Source organism: Draconibacterium mangrovi (genome assembly GCF_010586825.1).
GTDB lineage: Bacteria > Bacteroidota > Bacteroidia > Bacteroidales > Prolixibacteraceae > Draconibacterium > Draconibacterium mangrovi.
Genome location: NZ_JAAAGB010000001.1, coordinates 1178833 through 1196554 on the forward strand (window position 1 = coordinate 1178833; position 17722 = coordinate 1196554).

Below are 17722 nucleotides of genomic sequence, written 5' to 3' on the forward strand. Positions count from 1 at the left end.
CGGATTAAATGGATTACAATCCGCTTAAACACTGATGACATGGTGGTTGCACATTTTGCAACGCTACTAAGTATTTTGAAAACTAGGCAGGAGGTGCCCGGGGAATGGTTTGTAATGAAACAGAAACTGGAATTTCCTGCTCATTGTAAACAATGTATTCGATATGATCTGCGGGCACTTCAAAATTGAAAGCGGTTAGTCCCGGAGTTTCATAAAGATCGGAATGCAGCGAGGAATAAAGATTAATCTCACGCTGCGAATGGTTGTGATTGTTTCCTGAACCATCCGAATCGGATGTTGGGTGCGAGTGGGTAACAACAATACCGTTAGCATAAACATGGGTATGCTTATTTTGTATTGATGTTTGAACGATGTACAAATACACCGGAAGAATCAGTACAAACAGTAAATTTGTATGTTTTCTTATTAAATTCACACAATCGATTAGAGGGAGCTAAATTAAGAACCTTTCTAAATAAAAAACATTACAATTGCTATTTTTGTATTTTATTTAACAATGGCAAAACGCAGACCAATATTTAAAATCTACAGTTACGGCGAGTACTCGAAATGGGATCGGGAAAGCAGGGACATCCCAAAGATATTGGATTTTACCACTGAAATTAAAGCTGAAATTGGAACTGAGTTTGGCTATGTGTTGCACATAAAAAATGGCAAGGGTGAGAAGGTTGATTTTCAGATCGATCATCCGCCGTTTACCGATGATGAAGGGAATTTGCGTCCTCCGTTTACCGGCGAACAGTTTATTCGCACCAACGATTACGAGTTTTATCTTGGCGATTGTATTTGGGAACCATTGGAAGACAAGCTGGGAAAATGGGAGCTAACCACCTGGTATAAAGGCAAAGTGGTTGCTCACAAAATTTTCACGTTGATTTAACTACCTGGCTACTTTTTTCACCTCGGCCGACAATCTTTCCAAAGCGGCATCGGCAGCAGACAGCATATCCTGAACGACCTCTTTGTAATATTGCTTCACCAGTTTTGGATTATCTTTTCCATCAGGATGAGTAGCACGCAAACGCAACTCGCGATGACTTTTTACAATATCGCCGGCAATTTCGTATACCGCTTTTTCGTCTACTTCATTGTTATATTCCATCACGTAAAAACAATCGCTTAAAGCCATCGACATAATCAAATCAATGTCCTTTTTAAGGTCTCTTACACTTGCCATAATTTTATTAATAAAGTTTATTAAAGGTAGATATTTTAACCGAAAATGTAGCTACCCAGCCTATCTCCGCTGAAAACCACCAGCGCCACTACCAGTGTCACCCGGTCGGATCATACTGTTATTTCGTTGCTCTTCCTCTTCTTTTTGTTGTTTCTCCAGTGCTTCTTCACGCTTCCGTTCTTCTTCTTCCTTATCGCGGATATTTTTACTAAAAAGCGGATCGGGCGTTAAATCCCAGCTGTGACTTTCGCTCCAGTTCGAGCGTAGCTTAATTACTTCCTGCACATACGCCACGCGTTCAGGTTGCACTTTGTCCTGAAAACTTCCGGCATCCCATTTGCCGTTTCCATTGGCATCGTAAATTACTTTTACCTTGTACTTTTCGGGTGCCAGGTATTCGAACAACACTGTACCATCTTCGGTAAAAGTTTTTTGGCGCAACACCTCTTCTTCATCGTTATTTTTCAGAACCTGAACAACCATTGGCATTGTTACATTCGAGAAATCAAATTCCAGGCTGCCGTAATAATCTTCTTCACGTGTTTTAAAACCTTTTGAAAAGGCCTTGCTTGTAATTCCAAAAATATTTACGCATGCTGCGGAGTCAATCACAAAGCTGTATTCAGTTTGTGGTTCCCAATTGTAACTAATTGAGTAACTCCGGTATTTTGCGGTGTCTTCTTGTACATTTATCGGGAGGGCATTTTCCAAGGTATCAGCAGTAAGATACATCTTCACCATCGAAGTGTTAAAACTCTGAACAGGCTCGGGCGATACAAAACGGATCACTCCATTCAACTCCATGGTTGACGGAATATCGGTTTGCCAGGTAAACTGCGGTATGGGTTCCGGCTTCTCTTCCTCTTCTTCCTCTTCCTTTCCCCGTCTGCGGCTTTTCTTTTCCTCCTCCACCTTTGGGTCGGCATAATGCATTAATATCGTATCGTTTTGCACGTATGGCATGCCTGCTGAATCCAGCTGCGTATAGCACAACTCCATATAAAGCGAGTCGTATCTCGAAACCATTGTGTCGGTAATCCACATCAGTATCGAGTCCTTATTCTGCCCGTATTCAAAAAGCTGCCAATCGCTTGCATCGTGGTCGATCAAATTTACCGAGAAGGTATCGGCAATCGATTCATTAAACTCAAAAAAACATTTATTGCGGCTCTGGCGTACGGTCGATTCAACATACTGTTCAAAAATATCTTCCATCACAAAGCGCATATAAAACGGCTCGGGAGAAAAATGTGTATGCCCCAAAACCAGCATCGAGTCAACGCCACTAACCATCGTATCGGCTTCGGCATGAAAATGCGCCTCAGGAATTACCAATGTATCCAGAAAAGCAATTTCCTCCGCACCTTCGTTATACATCAGGTCGTTGTTCATGTCGTTAATCGCAAACAAATTATAGGTTCCTTCGGCAATATTATCGATCATAAACAAACCTTCCTCATCGGTTTTTGCAATGTAATCGGGGCGTACCCTGAACACAGCCGAATCGTGCAAATTTGAATGCATAATCAATAACGAACCATCTTTATTTGGCTCAAGATTAAAGGCGTTTATAACGCGCCCAGCCACACGCAACGAGTCGTATTCGGGCCCAGTGCTAAACGAGAAACGCAGGTTTTTAAGCGGATTTTGCTCATTGTTATCTACAATCGCATTTTTAAAATCAAGCGAATACGTTACGCTGTCTTTTAAATCCTCGTTGAACTCAATAATCAGGGTTTTCGATTTGGTTTTAATTAACGGGCGTTTTTCCAGCGGAGGCGAAATGACCAGCTGTTCTGATATTTTATCCGTTTGTAAATATTCGTTGAATGTAAACCGGATATTGTCTTTATCAAAGTTCAATGCACGGTATTCCGGGCTGGTTTCCAGCAAAACCGGTGGCACCGAGTCGCGTGGTCCTCCGGCCGGCATCCCCATATTGGCACACGACGAAATAATAACAATCCAGGCCAGCATTGCAACAATAAAAAACGGTAGTTTCCCCTTTAACTTCATAGGCTTAAAATGTCTGTTTTCAAGGCGTTCAAAGGCAAGACACCGAACCCTTAAAATGGTTTACAAACATACAAATTCCTGTAAATATAGGAGGTGCCGAGTTGTTAAATATTCCGAAATAAACTTATAGCTACCTCAGTTCGATCTCATATTGTTCGCAACTTCCGCACTTATTATTAAAACATGAATAATAATTATTTTAACTTGCTTGTGATAATTAAAACAAAATGGGAAGAAAGAAAAAGAATAAGCTGCACAAAAAGAAACGCGGCGGCACATACAACAAGAAAAAGCTAAAAAACGCCATACTTTCAACACTTTACGAAAACCCGGGGAAGGCGGTTAATTACCGTCAGATTTCAGGCTCGCTGAGTATAAAAGATCCGGAGACTCGCAAATTGATAAACGTTGCCCTTCAGGAATTGGCCGACGATGGTTACGTTGATCAGATATCGCGGGGAAAATTCAAACTGAAAGCACGCACCGGAAAAGTTACGGGTATTATTGAAATGCAACCACAGGGTTTTGCATACGTCATCAGCGACGAACTGGAGCAACCGGCTGTTATTTCATCGCGTAACCTCAACCATGCCATGGAAGGCGACAAAGTACGAATCCATGTTTATGCGCGGCGCAAGAAACACGATTTGGAAGGCGAAGTTACCGAGATTCTGGAACGGGCAAAAACAATATTTGTAGGAACAGTACAAACCACCAAAAACTTTGCGTTTTTGATTCCGTCAGGGAAAGTTGGTTTCGATATTTTTATTCCGAAAGAAAAACTAAACGGTGCAAAAGACGGGCAAAAAGCCATTGCAGAAATTAAAGACTGGCCACAAAATGCGCGTAGCCCGTTTGGTGAAATTATTGAAGTGTTGGGCGACACCGGCGACAACGATGCTGAGATGCACGCTATTCTGGCCGAGTTTGAACTGCCACACAAATTCCCTCAAAATGTAGATAAGGCTGCCGAAAAAATTCCGCTGGAAATTCCGAAAGAAGAGATTAAAAAGCGGCGCGATATGCGCAATACCACCACATTTACCATCGACCCGGTTGATGCAAAAGATTTTGATGATGCCCTGTCGTTAAAGAAACTTGACAACGGAAACTGGGAAGTTGGTGTGCACATTGCCGATGTTACGCATTACGTGCGGCCAAATACCATTATTGAAAACGAGGCGCAAGACCGTGCAACCTCTGTTTACCTGGTCGACCGCGTTGTTCCGATGCTTCCCGAGCGCTTATCGAACGGTGTTTGTTCACTTCGTCCAAACGAGGATAAATTGTGTTTTTCGGCCGTTTTTGAAATTACCGAAGATGCAAAAGTAAAAAAACAGTGGTTTGGCAAAACAGCCATCCATTCCGACCGAAGATTTACCTACGAAGAAGCACAGGAAATTATCGAAACCGGACAGGGCGATTTTTCTGAGGAGATGCTAAAAATCAATGAATTGGCGATAAAATTGCGCGACGAACGTTTCGATACAGGATCGATTGCTTTTGAGCGTATTGAAATGAAGTTTGAAATTGACGAGAAAGGAAAACCAATATCCGTTTCATTTAAAGAATCAAAAGAATCGAACCACCTGATTGAGGAGTTTATGCTGCTGGCCAACAAAAAGGTGGCTGAGTTTATAGGCAAAGTTCCGGAAAAGAAAACGCCAAAAACCTTTGTTTACCGTATTCACGACAAACCCGATCCCGACAAACTTTCGTCGTTCAACACGTTTATAAAGCGCTTTGGGCATGGCATTCAACTGTCAACGCCGCGGGCCATTTCAACATCGCTAAACAAATTGCTTACCGAAGTAAAAGGTAAAAGCGAACAGAATGTGGTAGAAACACTGGCCATCCGCACCATGGCAAAAGCAGCCTATTCAACCCGGAACATCGGGCACTACGGGCTTTCGTTCGATTATTATACGCACTTTACCTCGCCAATCAGGCGCTACCCCGATATGATGGTGCACCGTCTGCTGGAAAAATATTTAGACGGCGCACGTTCGGTTAACGAGCAAAAATATGAGGGGCTTTGCAAACACTCGTCCGACATGGAGGCCAAAGCAGCCAATGCTGAACGGGCGTCGATAAAGTATAAGCAGGTGGAGTTTATGCAGGATCATATCGGAAAAACATACCCGGGAACGATTTCAGGTGTCACCGATTGGGGAATTTACGTGGAGCTGGAGAATAAAATTGAAGGCATGATTCCGATCGCACAAATGGATGATGATTTTTATATTTTCGACGAAAAAAATTATGCGTTGGTTGGACGTCATTCACGTAAGAGTTTTCAGTTGGGCGAAAAAATAAATGTACGTGTTTGGCGCACCAATCTTGAAAGAAAGCAGCTCGACTTCAGACTGGCAGAACAGGATAAAGAGTAGCTATTCGAATATTAGCAAAAAAGATTTCAACCAGTTACAGGGCATTCAACCAACCAAAGTAAATGTCGTCTGCCAGAGTAAAATGTTCTAAAAAATAATAACAGCTAAAATAAATAGTTATATTTGGCCAAGTTTTAACATAGACAAAACGTTTCAATTCATGCAAAATTCAGCGGATACTGCGAATAAAAAGGATGTAAACAGGGAAAATATCCTAAAGATTGCCCGTGAAATTTTCAGTAAATACGGCTACAAAAAAACCACACTCGACGACATCGCTAATGCTGTTCGTAAGGGGAAAAGCTCACTTTACTATTATTTTAAAAGTAAAGAAGACCTTTTTCAGGCAGTTATTATGAAAGAGGTTGATATTTTGGCGCACGAACTTGAGATTGTGATAAACAGAAACACCGATCCGGTGGACAAGTTACGCGATTACATTCTAACTAAAATGGCCACATTCCGGAATCTGGCGAATTTCTATCATGCCATTGAAAACGATGTTACCGCCGTTGGATTTATCGACGAGATAAAACTTAAATATGAGCAGGACGAAATCCGGATGATAAAACGGATACTGATAGAAGGAGTAAGGAAAAATGAATTTGAGATTTATGATTTTAACCTGGCAGCTATTGGTATTACCACCGCGATTAAAGGACTGGAAATGCCGCTCGCCGCAGGAAATTACAGCGACGTAAATCTGGAACGAAGCGTTGATATTATTCTGAAAATTATGTGTTACGGAATAATGAAAAGGTAGTTCTCAATCAAAAAAAAACTATAATCTAAGGCTGTTGGAGTAATCCGGCAGCCTTTTTATTTGAATATTGGAACGCAGATAACACAGATCAACAGGATTTTCATTGATTAATCGAAAATCCTGGATAACACTGACTGATTTAATTTATACGGATTAAGTTTAGTGGTTTTAAAAATTTATAAAAAAGAAAAGGCTGCCCTTCTGACAGCCTTTTTAACCTAAACCAACTAAACCTAATAAACCACAAACTTGTCAGAACGACAAGCCCGTTGTTTGTCTTAAATATCGTTTACTTTTTTACTTCGTATATCTGGGACAAAGATATCAATTTTTTTTAGTTGAAAGACTCACACAGTAAATTCTGCCTTTTTCGTTTCCCACAAGATAACATTCTCTTATTTTTGTGTGCAACAATGTCCATAATATGAAACGAGCATCTAAATCCAACACTCCGAAATTAATCATAGAGGTGCGGGTACATACGATGCCTTCAAACAATAAATTTTAATCGTATGAAAAAGCTATTAGTCCTTCTTTCTGCTTGCCTGTTCCTTTCTGTCATTGCCCGGACGCAACCCAAATACGAGTTCAGAGCCGTTTGGGTAGCCACCGTTGTTAACATCGACTGGCCCTCGAAACCGGGGCTAAGCACTGATGCCCAGAAACGCGAAATCATCGATATTTTAAATTTACATAAAAGTTTAGGCATGAATGCCATTATTTTGCAGGTTCGCCCCGCTGCCGATGCTTTTTATCAATCAGATCTGGAACCATGGTCGCGTTACCTCACCGGCGTTCAGGGACAGGCACCGCTGCCTTTTTACGATCCGCTGAAGTTTTGGATTGAAGAATGCCACAAACGCGGAATGGAACTTCATGCCTGGCTCAACCCCTACCGGGTAGCACAAAATCTTGATGATCCGCTTTCCATCGATCACATTGCATTTCGTCACCCCGATTGGATTTTAAAATACGGCAACCGTTTGTATTTCGACCCGGGATTACCGCAAGCCCGCGAATTTGTAACCGATGTGGTGCAGGACATTGTGAAACGTTATGATGTGGATGCCATCCATTTCGACGACTATTTTTATCCTTACCCCTTAAAAGAAGAATTCCCGGATACAACATCTTTCAAATACTACAACCGTGGATTTACTGCTGAGAACAAAGCCGACTGGCGCCGCGAAAATGTTGATATTACCATTAAAATGCTGAACGACTCGATTAAAACCACCAAACCCTGGGTTAAATTTGGCATCAGTCCGTTTGGTGTGTGGCGAAATAAAACCGACGATCCGATAGGTTCCGACACAAAAGCCGGAACAACAAATTACGACCACTTGTATGCCAACATAATAAAGTGGCAGGAAGAAGGTTGGATCGATTATACACTGCCGCAATTATACTGGCAAATCGGTCATCCAACTGTTGACTTTCAGCTGCTGGCCAATTGGTGGAAAGATCATGCCTATGGCCGCGCAATGTACATCGGACAGGCACCTTATAAAGTTAGCAGCACTTCGCAAACCAAAGAATGGACGGAACCTGACCAGCTTACAAAACAAATACGGATACTGCGTTCGATACCTGAGATTCAGGGCTCATCGTTTTATAGCAGCAAGTGGTTTAATGGTGATTTACTGGGATTGCAGGACAGTTTAAAACTGGACTATTACAAATCTCCGGCTATCGTTCCGCCAATGCCATGGCTTGACAACAAGGCACCACAGCCGCTGGTAAAAATAAACAAGCGGGGCAGCAAAATTAAATGGACACCTGCCGAAACACAAAACGAAATGGACAAAGCCTGGAGTTATGTGCTTTACCTGAATGAGGAAGGACAAAAGTTCGATCCGGAGAATTGCAAATATATTTATAGCATCACGAAAGATCAGGAAATTAAGTTTGAGCGAATAAACCGGAAAAAGAAAAAATACGAAGTACGTATTTCGGTGCTCGACCGCTTAAGTAACGAAAGCAGGCTGAGTGCCCCGATAAAAGTCAAGCTCTGAATTTAAGCTCGGGGTAAACAAATTCTTCGATTGCTTCCGGCGAATTACCAACGGCTTCTTTCCCGCGTAATCGCCTTACGGTGTGTGCTTTCAACAGGCCATCGGTGGCAGGTTGAATCATCGCCTTTGCCTCGGCAACAGTGCCATTCAGCCATTTATCGGCCTCCTCTTCGCTGAGGATCAATGGCATCCGGGCTTCGTTAAGTTTCGGGGTATTATGGATTTTTTTCATCAATGTATTGGCTTTGGTGGTAACAATCGTAAACGAGTTCACCACTTCACCGGTAGCTTTGTTGGTCCATTCGTCCCACAAGCCTCCCAAAATGATTGGCTCTCCATCCACCCGCTGAATATAAAAAGGATAAGTTTTGCCACCAAAATGGTGATGTTCGAAAAAACCATCGATGTAAACCAGGCAACGTTTTGATTTGGCTGAGGTTCGAAAGGAAGGTTTTTCAAAAATACTTTCGCCGCGCGCATTAATCGTTTTATTCCAGATATCAAGTTGTTGCTGTTCGTTTTTTACCCAAAACGGAATAAGCCCCCAGCTGGCAATGGCCGGTAATTCAAAATTCTCACTGGTATAAATCAGCATTTTGGGATGCTGAAAACCCGAAACGTGAAAAAACTCCTCTTCCAGAAAAGGACGAAACTGTTCAATCAGCATTTGTATGGCCTCTTCGTTGCCATAATGCCGTGCCCGTTTTAATGCTGCTTCAACCTTGGTTTTTATATCGTAACACATAATCTTAAAAACATTATTGAGCTCAGAATAGTTCTTCTAAAATTATAAAAAACTACCGAAAACAGCCTCTTTTTTAACCATCCAACCAGCGAAAGAATCGTTTCTTAAAAATCCACATTACGTTAAATACAATAGACCACAACCAACCTTTTGTTAATTTTGTTCTCCTCGTTTTTCAACCTGCCAGCAGATATGAACATTTCTATTCTTTTAGTATTTTATGATAAACTAAATCTAAAATCATTCTCTTTAAGCTGATTTCTTCCACTTTTTCGTTGAAATATTTGGAAATTAATAAACAACACTATACTTTGGCAGCTACAAACCCTTATTTTTTATCTTTTTGTTTTTATTATGGGCAGCTTTTTGTGGACGAAGAGTTGCCCATTTGTGCCCTTTTGCGAGGCTAACGGGCTGAAATTGAGTTAAAATACTACTTATTGAGAAGTAGATAACTATACCATTTTATTGCAATAAAAGTTTGGGAAGACTTTTATTGCCAACGGGCATTCATTAGGAATGATAAAAAATTAGAGTTTTTTGAAAGGCGGGGTTCACCTGCCTTTTTCTTTTACCGGATTTTAGTCCAGATCTTCTTTTAAAAAGCCGGCTGTTTTTTTAATCGACTCCGCAATTGGGAGATAATGGTAACCGGTCATCCGCGTTATTTTTGTGCCGTCAAAATTATTTACGGTATTACGGCCTGTTGCAGCTTCGCGGGTTATCAACGGTGGTTTGCGTGTAAACCAGCTGGCAAAAGTAGCTGCCCGCCAGACAAAACCCATCAAAAAGTCGTTGGCCCAAATCGTAGGTTTTGGTTTTTGTAAGGCTTCTGCAATTTGCGTAAACACCTGCTGGTAGCTTAAATTCTCTGCACTTAGAATATAGCGCTGGTTTTTGCTGTTTTCAAAGTTTTCCGCTTCCATCAATTTAATCATAGGTCGCACAACATCAAAAACATCAACAAAGCCGGTAACGCCTTTGGTGTAGAATTTCATGCGATCCCAAATGGTTTTGAAGATTTTTGCACTTCCGTTCTCCCAGTTTGCAGGGCCAAAAATTATCGACGGATTTACAATAATGGCATCCAATCCTTCTTCAATACCGCGCCAGATTTCGGTTTCAGAATAAAACTTACTTTCGGAATACGCCGAATTCTTTTTCGATGGCACCCAGTTCGTTTCCTCCGTAACCAGAGCACCATTTTGTAATTTCCCTAGTGCAGCAATGGAACTTACATGGCAGATCTTTTTCACACCATTTTCAATTGCAGCATCAACAAGATTGGCTGTTCCCTCCACGTTATTTGAGATCATCCGCTGCCGTTCTTTGCTTTCGAACGAAACGATGGCCGCACAATGGTAGATCTCCGTTACGCCGTTCAATAATTTTTCGAGTGAGAAATAATCCAGAATATCGCCATCCACCCATTCAATGGTGTCGAACAGTTGACGGGCATCGTCGGTGTAGTAGGCAAAAGTTTTGCGCACCTGCTCTAAATTGCTTGTGTTCCGCTTTAAAGCTTTAACTTTTTTGCCTGTTTTACAAAACTCATACAATAAATGAGCTCCAACCAATCCGGTTCCTCCTGTTACAAAAATCATTGAATTAGTTTATGAATTCCAGGGTGTTACAGCTTTAGCGCCAAACTCTTTCCCTGTAATGTTTTCAATATGCACTTTAAAAATCCCGACATTTTTTACCGCCGGTGTTCCGAATTTAAATTCGCGGTCGCTGTATTGTTTCATTAGCAATCCCAGACAACGGTATTTTTCATCAAAATCGTCGATAAACTCTACTTTCCCTTCCACGTTTACCGTTTTCGATTTTACCCTGTAACTACAGCCAACACGTACATCCTGCCAGGCCAGTTCTTCGCCCAGGGTCCAGTTAATACACACCTGCGGATTTTTCTTTATGGTTTCCCACATGCGTCCCTCCGGAGCCGAATGCAAAATAATAGTATCGCCTTCCAACGCAAAATTCAGCGGCAATACATAAGGTTTATCATCTACCGACATGGCAAAATAACAGGTTTTGCAGGCACGGATTACTTCGTCGATTTCTTTGCGGTCTTCGATAAAATTTGTTCGCATAACGTTAATTTATGGTTCGGCTGCCAAGGCTTTTTGCCAATTCTTTTTCAGCCCGTTTCAGATTCATATATATCGATTGTTCTTCAATCACTTTATCAAAATCGTTGTCCGCTGCTGCTTTATCAATGGCCTTTTCAATTTCGGCCATCATCATTTTAATTTTCCGCAGTTTGTACTCGTTAACGATCCGGGGAATGAGAACATCCAGAATGTCTTCTTCTTTTTCGGTAAAAGCACCGGCTTTGGTCCAGCGTTTACTCTCGGTATATTTTTCTGAAAGCAGATCGGTTGCAAACTTGCTCATCGAAGCATCGGGGTGATAAACAAAGTGTTTCCACGGATCGAAATTCTCTTTGTATAAATTCTCCCGAACTTCGTAAAACACCTTTTTAAACAGCGCATTTTCCGACACCAACTCATCGGCTTCCAGTTCATCAATCATATACTCTCCAACCGTCAAAGTGCGGGTTTCGTGAGTTTCCACATCCTCCTCTTCAATCAAATCGGTTATACAATATTTGAGCAGAAAACGCAAAAACTCCAGTTCTTCCACCAAAAGTCTTACAGGCCGAACTACCGGTTCTTCCTGAGCAGGTTGCGGAGGTGCCGCCTCCCGACGGCTTTGCTCGCGAAATTCCTTTTTACGAAACTCCTCGGTTTGCTGATGTTTTTGTTTCCTAACCTCGGTATACAACACTTCTTCGTCAACACCAAGCAAACGACTACATTCTTTTATATAAACCGAACGGGTAATGGAATCAGGTATTACGGAAACCGACCGGATAACGTCAGAGATCAGGCGCGCTTTGGCAACCGGATCATTCTCGGTACTTTTTAAAAGCAGTCGGGTTTTAAACTGAATGAAGTCAGTCTCGTTCTGCTCCATATATTCCTGGAAACCGGAAGCTCCCATCTTCTTGGCAAACGAATCAGGGTCTTCTCCATCGGGCAGCGGCAACACTTTAACGTTCATGCCCTCTTCCAGCACCATGTCAATTCCGCGTAAAGATGCCTTTATTCCCGCTGCATCGCCATCGTAAATTATCGTGATATTGGGCGTAAAACGGCGCACCATTCGGATTTGATCTGGCGTCAGCGAAGTACCTGATGAAGCAACAACATTCTCGATACCAACCTGGTGCAACGACATAACATCGGTATAACCTTCAACCAGATAACATTTATCGGTACGGGTCATTTCGCGTTTGGCCTGATAAATTCCGTACAACACCCGGCTTTTGTGGTAAATATCTGATTCAGGCGAATTCAGGTATTTGGCCGTTTTTTTATCGTTTGTTAAAATACGGCCTCCAAAAGCAATTACACGCCCTGCCAGGTTATGAATTGGAAACATTACACGTCCGGCAAAACGGTCGCGCAACCAGTCGTCGCGTTTTATGGTTAATCCTGTTTTTTCAAGGAAATCGAGTTTATAACCTTGCCTTTGTGCCGCTTCGGTAAAGGGTGTTTTGCCATCAGGGGCAAAACCTACTTCGAATTTTTTCAGAATATCGTCGCGAAAACTACGCTCGCGGAAGTATCCCAGTCCAATAGTTCTGCCCTCGTTTTCTTCCCACAAATAGCGGGTAAAAAATTTCTGGGCAAAGCTGGAAACGATCATCAGACTTTCGCGCGAATCTTTTAGCTGTTTTTGCTCTTCTGTTTCCTCCTCCTCACTAACCTCGATATGATATTTTTTTGCCAGCCATTTCAGCGCCTCCGGATAAGTGAGATTCTCGTGTTCCATAATAAAGTTCACCGAGTTCCCTCCTTTTCCGCATCCGAAACATTTAAAAATCCCTTTGGCCGGTGACACGGTAAACGATGGCGTTTTCTCGTTGTGAAACGGGCACAATCCAAGCATGTTTACACCTCGTTTTCGGAGTGTAACAAAATCGCCTACTACGTCTGAAATTTCCGCAGCGTCAATAATCCGGTCTATCGTGGAATGATCAATCATCAGTACAAAAATATCAGAAATAGCCTGAAACAAACATCTTTTAAGCCGAATAATATCCACAATTAAAAGCCGCTTCAAATAAGCACCAGATTATCAGCCCCGATTTGAATGCGATTATTATTAATTGTACATTTAATCGTTGGAACATTTTTAATGATGAAAAAATTGGTAGTTCTTTCGGGAGCCGGCATGAGCCAGGAAAGCGGATTAAAAACATTTCGCGATATGGGCGGAATTTGGGAGCAATACGATGTTACCGAAGTTGCCACACCCGAAGCCTGGGCACGTGATCCGGAGCTGGTTTTGCGATTTTACAACGAACGCCGAAAGCAACTTTTTGAAGCCCAGCCCAACGGCGGACACCGCGGAATTGCGGAACTGGAAAAATGGTTTGATGTTCAGGTTGTAACTCAAAATGTGGACAATTTGCATGAGCGGGCCGGAAGCACAAAAGTTACACATTTACATGGAGAGTTGATGAAAGCCCGAAGCACGCTGGATTCATATCTGATTTACGAACTTGACAACTGGGAGCTCAAACTGGGCGATTCTTGCAAAAAGGGAAGCCAGTTGCGCCCTCATATTGTTTGGTTTGGCGAGGCTGTACCTGAAATTTCAAATGCAATTGGCATTGTTCAGCAGGCCGATATTCTGGTGGTAATTGGTACTTCGCTGGCGGTTTATCCTGCCGCAAGCCTTGTAAACTACGTGCGAAAAGGAACACCGATATTTGTTATCGACCCCAACCGGCCGGAAGTTTACCAGGAAAATGTTACGTATATCGAAAAAAAAGCGGAAATTGGGGTTAAGATGCTAAAAGAGGAACTGGAAAAACTAAAATAAATGAAACGGATAGTTGTTGCCTTTGGATTTCTTTTGATTGCAAACTTTGTTGTGGCCCAGCGTTTCGATGCCGGAATAATTGCAGGATTTAACGGAACACAGGTTGAAGGAGACAATCTGAAAGGCTATCATAAAGCGGGTATTTTAGCCGGTCTTTTTGTTCAGACTGATATTGCTCCGGCAATTGTGGCCGGAATGGAAATAAAATATTCGCAAAAAGGTTCACGCAGAGCATTCGACCCTAAACAGCCCAATATTGACAAATACATTATGCGATTGGGATATATTGACATTCCAATTTTTATGGCATTCCGTACCAACGACCGAAGTATGATTATTGGTGGTATTGCGCCGGGCGTTTTAATCCACTCGAAAGAAGTAAACAGCGATGGAGAAATTCCTGAACCCGACCGGCAGGATTTTAATACCTTCGACTTGCAGCCTTTTATAGGTTTTCAGTTTGATTTTCTGGAACATGCATCGGTAGATCTGCGTTTTGCGTTATCCGTTCTTCCGTGCAGCGACAAATCGGAAACCAATTATTATTTCCACAACGGCTTGTTTAATAATGTAATTTCGCTGGCCTTGTATTACCGGCTGGGGCGGTGAGAATAATGGAGATTGAAAAATTGCTGAATTGCTGAATTGTAAAACTGTCAAATTGTTCTATTGCTAAATTGCAGAATGGTTAACTGCAACTGTAAACTTTCTTCCTGCTTCCAAATCTAAAATCGTTAATCATTATCCGAAATTCTTTAAAGATTTTTCTTGCAAAGACACGGAGATGAGAAGGTTTAACTGTTTGCATATTGCTATATGCCGATTGCCAATTCATACTGGCAAATTGTAATGTAGCCAAATTGTAAAACTGAAAACTGCGACGAAAACTGAAAACTTTCCTCCCCCTTCTGCAATCAACAATCGTTAATCGTCATTCAAGGTTCTTTATATGCTCCTCATTCACCCAATTACTCATTCACTTAATCCTATTTTCCACTCAATCCTTAAACACTAATCCTTTCAATAGCTATTTACCATCCACTTCGAAAAATCATCAAGGTAAGTCCAGAATGATTTCAGCGCCTCATCGGGCAAATCCAGTTTGCTTAAAACCTGTTTATAACAATTCAACCATTCGATGCGCGCTTCAGCGGTAATTTTAAACGGCAAATGCCTTCTGTTTAATTGAGGTTTCCCGCGGTGTTGGTTAAAGTAATCGGGGCCTCCGCAAATCTGAATAAAAAAATCAGCCGAGTGTTCTTTTGCTTTTTCAAGCGCTATCGGATTTTTCGGGAACAGATCTTTAATCGGGCTCTGCACAACCAAATCGTAATGATCGCTCACCATTTTCCGGATTCCCTCCTCTTTCAAAATCTCCAACATTAACGGCGAAGGAAGTGTAATGCCGGGGCGAACCCCCTTGAAATATTTACTGATCTCTAATTCCATCTTTGCTTTTTGTCCTGAAACAACTAAAAGCAAAAGTTGTTGAGATTACTTTCCAAAAACCCAACCAATTCGTAATCCGCTGGTAAGTGCGATCGGAAAATCATCCGGTGCAACAATAAAACCATATGGCAATCCCTCGTAATCATCGGCACCAAAACCATACCCTACTCCCCAGTAAATGTCTACTAAAAAAGCATCGTCGAAAACCCATTGTTTACCGAATTTTAGCATTATGGCTAAAGTTACCTGACTATCTCTTTCGGAACTTGAAGATGAATGATAATAACCGCTGGAATCATAATAATAGTTGTACGAATAATCATCATACGACATGTAACGCAATGCAATTTCCGGAGCAATATAGCCTCCTTTTAAAATATGTGAGTAATGCATTTTATGCATGTAATAATCAGGGTCGCGCATAAATTTATAAGCAAACTTTCCATAAACACCTCGGGGATCAATATCCTCGAGATCATTTCCAAGGCCAACAATTCCTAAAGCTGTTTCCCACGACCGGCCGGGCTTTAAGCTCTTTTCGTAAACAAACTCGGTAGTACCAAACAAAGGTGACAGAAAATTGACTTTTAAAGCATTTTTCGATTGATCGGAATAATACGCAGGATCATCAAAAGTATTCTTCTGAATTTCAACCACCTCACCAGTGCCAAATTCAACACGGGCCACCAGTGCATTATCAATTCCAAAAATAAGTTTGTCGTTTCCGTCGTAATAATATTTTACTTCTTCGGCTCCCAGTTCCGTAACTTTACAATTAATAACATCGCCTGTTTTTTTGATAATTTGATCTTGCGAATAGGCAGAAAATGCAACAATTAAGACCAAACATAGTGTAGTTAAGGTTTTCATGATTTTTGTTTTTAGTATGTTCCGTTGATCAAATATGGTGCCGAAATATATAAAACTCATGACTTACAAACTAATTATTTATGTTAGAATAGGTGCCGACCATGACTAACACAAACTCCACACTGGAGATTTTACTGTTGATTATTTCCGCATCCCACAAAACAATCAACTCCTTTGATTTGTCTTTAGAGTTACCGGTTAAGTTTAACCAAAACCTTTTACTACGATGAGAAAAAAATACATGAATCCATACCTGGCAGGGGTGCTACTTGGATTGGTACTTTTAACCGCGATGTTCTTTTCAGGGCGCGGACTGGGAGCGAGTGGCGGATTAAAATACGCAGTAGTGGCAGCTGTTGAAACAGTTGACCATGAACACGCCATGGAATCTTCGTACTACAGCAAATATTTCGAAGACGGTAAAAGTCCGCTAAAAAGCTGGCTGGCTCTTGAAGTCCTCGGCATGTTTTTAGGAGGATTTATCTCGGGAGCCATTTCGGGCCGTTTGAAATTTAAAATTGAAAAATCACCAAAAATTTCGAACGGGAAACGCTTATTGTTTGCCTTTCTTGGCGGTGTATTTTTTGTTTACGGCGCACAATTGGCTCGTGGATGTACCAGCGGCGCCGCGCTCTCAGGAATGGCAGTACTTTCAGTAGCCGGATTTATGACCATGCTCGGCATTTTTGGCTCTGCCTTTTTATTTGCATGGTTTTTCAGAAAACTTTGGATCTAAAATTCAACCCTTCAGTAACTCAGTAAATCAAAAATTATGGGACCGATTACAATACTTAACGACCTTCCTGAATGGATGAATCTCGGCATCGGATTTTTTATCGGAATTGGCTTTGGCTTTGCGCTGGAGCAGGCCGGTTTTTCATCGAGCCGTAAACTGGCCGGAATGTTTTACGGATACGACACCACTGTTTTGAAGGTGTTTTTTACGGCCGCAATAGTGGCGTTGGCAGGTTCGCAATTGCTCAGCTATTTTGGCTTGCTCGATTTAAACCTGGTTTATGTAAATCCTTACTACGTAACCGCAACACTCGTTGGCGGAGTAATTATGGGAGCCGGATTTATAATGGGCGGTTTTTGCCCGGGCACCGGAATCAGTGCAATGTCGATCGGGAAAATTGATGCCTTGTTTTTTCTGGTGGGCGGATTGAGTGGCGCATTTCTTTTTGCCGAAACTTACCCGATGATCCAGACACTGGCCGGAGCAAATTACAAAGGTCCGGTACGTGTAGATGAATGGCTCGGTGTTTCTCCCGGAGTTTTTACGTTTCTGCTGATAGCAGCTGCCATTGCAATGTTCTGGCTGGCAGAACTAGCCGAGAAGAAATATGCACGAAACGATATCACAACAGAAATTTAATC

At 41.8% G+C, this 17722-nt stretch carries 17 protein-coding genes; 8 read left to right on the forward strand and 9 right to left on the reverse strand.

The genetic code is table 11. From position 1 onward, the window contains the following. Positions 1–82: 82 nt before the first annotated feature. Entirely contained in the window at positions 83–436 is a 354-nt protein-coding gene (locus G4420_RS04795; protein ID WP_163322419.1) for a hypothetical protein, read from the reverse strand. Between the two features lie 81 nt (positions 437–517). On the opposite strand from G4420_RS04795, the gene G4420_RS04800 reads away from it, so the two are divergent. Then, positions 518–901 (forward strand): DUF3859 domain-containing protein, encoded by a 384-nt coding sequence (locus G4420_RS04800; protein ID WP_163322420.1) that lies wholly within the window; start codon positions 518–520, stop codon positions 899–901. On the opposite strand, the gene G4420_RS04805 is transcribed toward G4420_RS04800, so the two are convergent. Together G4420_RS04805 and G4420_RS04810 are read right to left on the reverse strand one after the other, a co-directional pair. Beyond that, positions 902–1198 (reverse strand): hypothetical protein, encoded by a 297-nt coding sequence (locus tag G4420_RS04805; RefSeq protein ID WP_163322421.1) that lies wholly within the window; start codon positions 1196–1198, stop codon positions 902–904. Between the two features lie 60 nt (positions 1199–1258). Further along, positions 1259–3214 carry an Ig-like domain-containing domain gene (locus G4420_RS04810; RefSeq protein ID WP_163322422.1) on the reverse strand — a complete coding sequence of 652 codons (1956 nt, stop codon included), beginning with the start codon at positions 3212–3214 and terminating at the stop codon, positions 1259–1261. 227 nt (positions 3215–3441) lie between these two features. On the opposite strand from G4420_RS04810, the gene rnr reads away from it, so the two are divergent. From rnr to G4420_RS04825, 3 genes are all read left to right on the forward strand, one after another. Beyond that, a complete protein-coding gene (gene rnr / locus G4420_RS04815; RefSeq protein ID WP_163322423.1) occupies positions 3442–5604 on the forward strand; it encodes a ribonuclease R in 2163 nt (720 codons plus the stop codon). A gap of 160 nt (positions 5605–5764) precedes the next feature. Beyond that, on the forward strand, positions 5765–6367 hold the full coding sequence (locus G4420_RS04820) for a TetR/AcrR family transcriptional regulator (RefSeq protein WP_163322424.1): 603 nt from the start codon (positions 5765–5767) through the stop codon (positions 6365–6367). Between the two features lie 512 nt (positions 6368–6879). Further along, the gene (locus G4420_RS04825; protein WP_163322425.1) at positions 6880–8382 is read left to right on the forward strand and encodes a glycoside hydrolase family 10 protein; all 1503 of its coding nucleotides are present in this window, start codon (positions 6880–6882) and stop codon (positions 8380–8382) included. Here the strand turns inward: G4420_RS04825 and G4420_RS04830 are convergent. The 4 genes from G4420_RS04830 to dnaG form a co-directional block, all read right to left on the reverse strand. After that, the gene (locus tag G4420_RS04830) at positions 8372–9127 is read right to left on the reverse strand and encodes an SOS response-associated peptidase (RefSeq protein ID WP_163322426.1); all 756 of its coding nucleotides are present in this window, start codon (positions 9125–9127) and stop codon (positions 8372–8374) included. The genes G4420_RS04825 and G4420_RS04830 overlap by 11 nt on opposite strands. Positions 9128–9708: 581 nt before the next feature. After that, positions 9709–10731, reverse strand: coding sequence for an NAD-dependent epimerase/dehydratase family protein (locus tag G4420_RS04835; protein ID WP_163322427.1), 1023 nt, complete (start codon positions 10729–10731; stop codon positions 9709–9711). A 9-nt stretch (positions 10732–10740) separates the two neighbouring features. After that, on the reverse strand, positions 10741–11223 hold the full coding sequence (locus G4420_RS04840) for a pyridoxamine 5'-phosphate oxidase family protein (RefSeq protein WP_045026032.1): 483 nt from the start codon (positions 11221–11223) through the stop codon (positions 10741–10743). Positions 11224–11227: 4 nt separating this feature from the next. Beyond that, positions 11228–13183 carry a DNA primase gene (dnaG, locus tag G4420_RS04845; RefSeq protein ID WP_163322428.1) on the reverse strand — a complete coding sequence of 652 codons (1956 nt, stop codon included), beginning with the start codon at positions 13181–13183 and terminating at the stop codon, positions 11228–11230. A gap of 108 nt (positions 13184–13291) precedes the next feature. On the opposite strand from dnaG, the gene G4420_RS04850 reads away from it, so the two are divergent. Both G4420_RS04850 and G4420_RS04855 read left to right on the forward strand, forming a co-directional pair. After that, positions 13292–14026: an SIR2 family NAD-dependent protein deacylase gene (locus tag G4420_RS04850; protein ID WP_246241543.1), complete on the forward strand. Its 735-nt coding sequence runs from the start codon at positions 13292–13294 to the stop codon at positions 14024–14026. Next, positions 14027–14635, forward strand: a complete 609-nt coding sequence (locus G4420_RS04855; protein ID WP_163322429.1) for a porin family protein — start codon at positions 14027–14029, stop codon at positions 14633–14635. A 411-nt stretch (positions 14636–15046) separates the two neighbouring features. On the opposite strand, the gene G4420_RS04860 is transcribed toward G4420_RS04855, so the two are convergent. Beyond that, entirely contained in the window at positions 15047–15475 is a 429-nt protein-coding gene (locus G4420_RS04860) for a globin domain-containing protein (RefSeq protein ID WP_163322430.1), read from the reverse strand. Between the two features lie 45 nt (positions 15476–15520). Beyond that, positions 15521–16345, reverse strand: coding sequence for a hypothetical protein (locus tag G4420_RS04865; protein ID WP_163322431.1), 825 nt, complete (start codon positions 16343–16345; stop codon positions 15521–15523). A 226-nt stretch (positions 16346–16571) separates the two neighbouring features. On the opposite strand from G4420_RS04865, the gene G4420_RS04870 reads away from it, so the two are divergent. Both G4420_RS04870 and G4420_RS04875 read left to right on the forward strand, forming a co-directional pair. Then, on the forward strand, positions 16572–17081 hold the full coding sequence (locus tag G4420_RS04870; RefSeq protein WP_163322432.1) for a YeeE/YedE thiosulfate transporter family protein: 510 nt from the start codon (positions 16572–16574) through the stop codon (positions 17079–17081). 36 nt (positions 17082–17117) lie between these two features. Further along, positions 17118–17720: a YeeE/YedE thiosulfate transporter family protein gene (locus G4420_RS04875; RefSeq protein ID WP_163322433.1), complete on the forward strand. Its 603-nt coding sequence runs from the start codon at positions 17118–17120 to the stop codon at positions 17718–17720. The last annotated feature ends 2 nt before the right edge of the window (positions 17721–17722 follow it).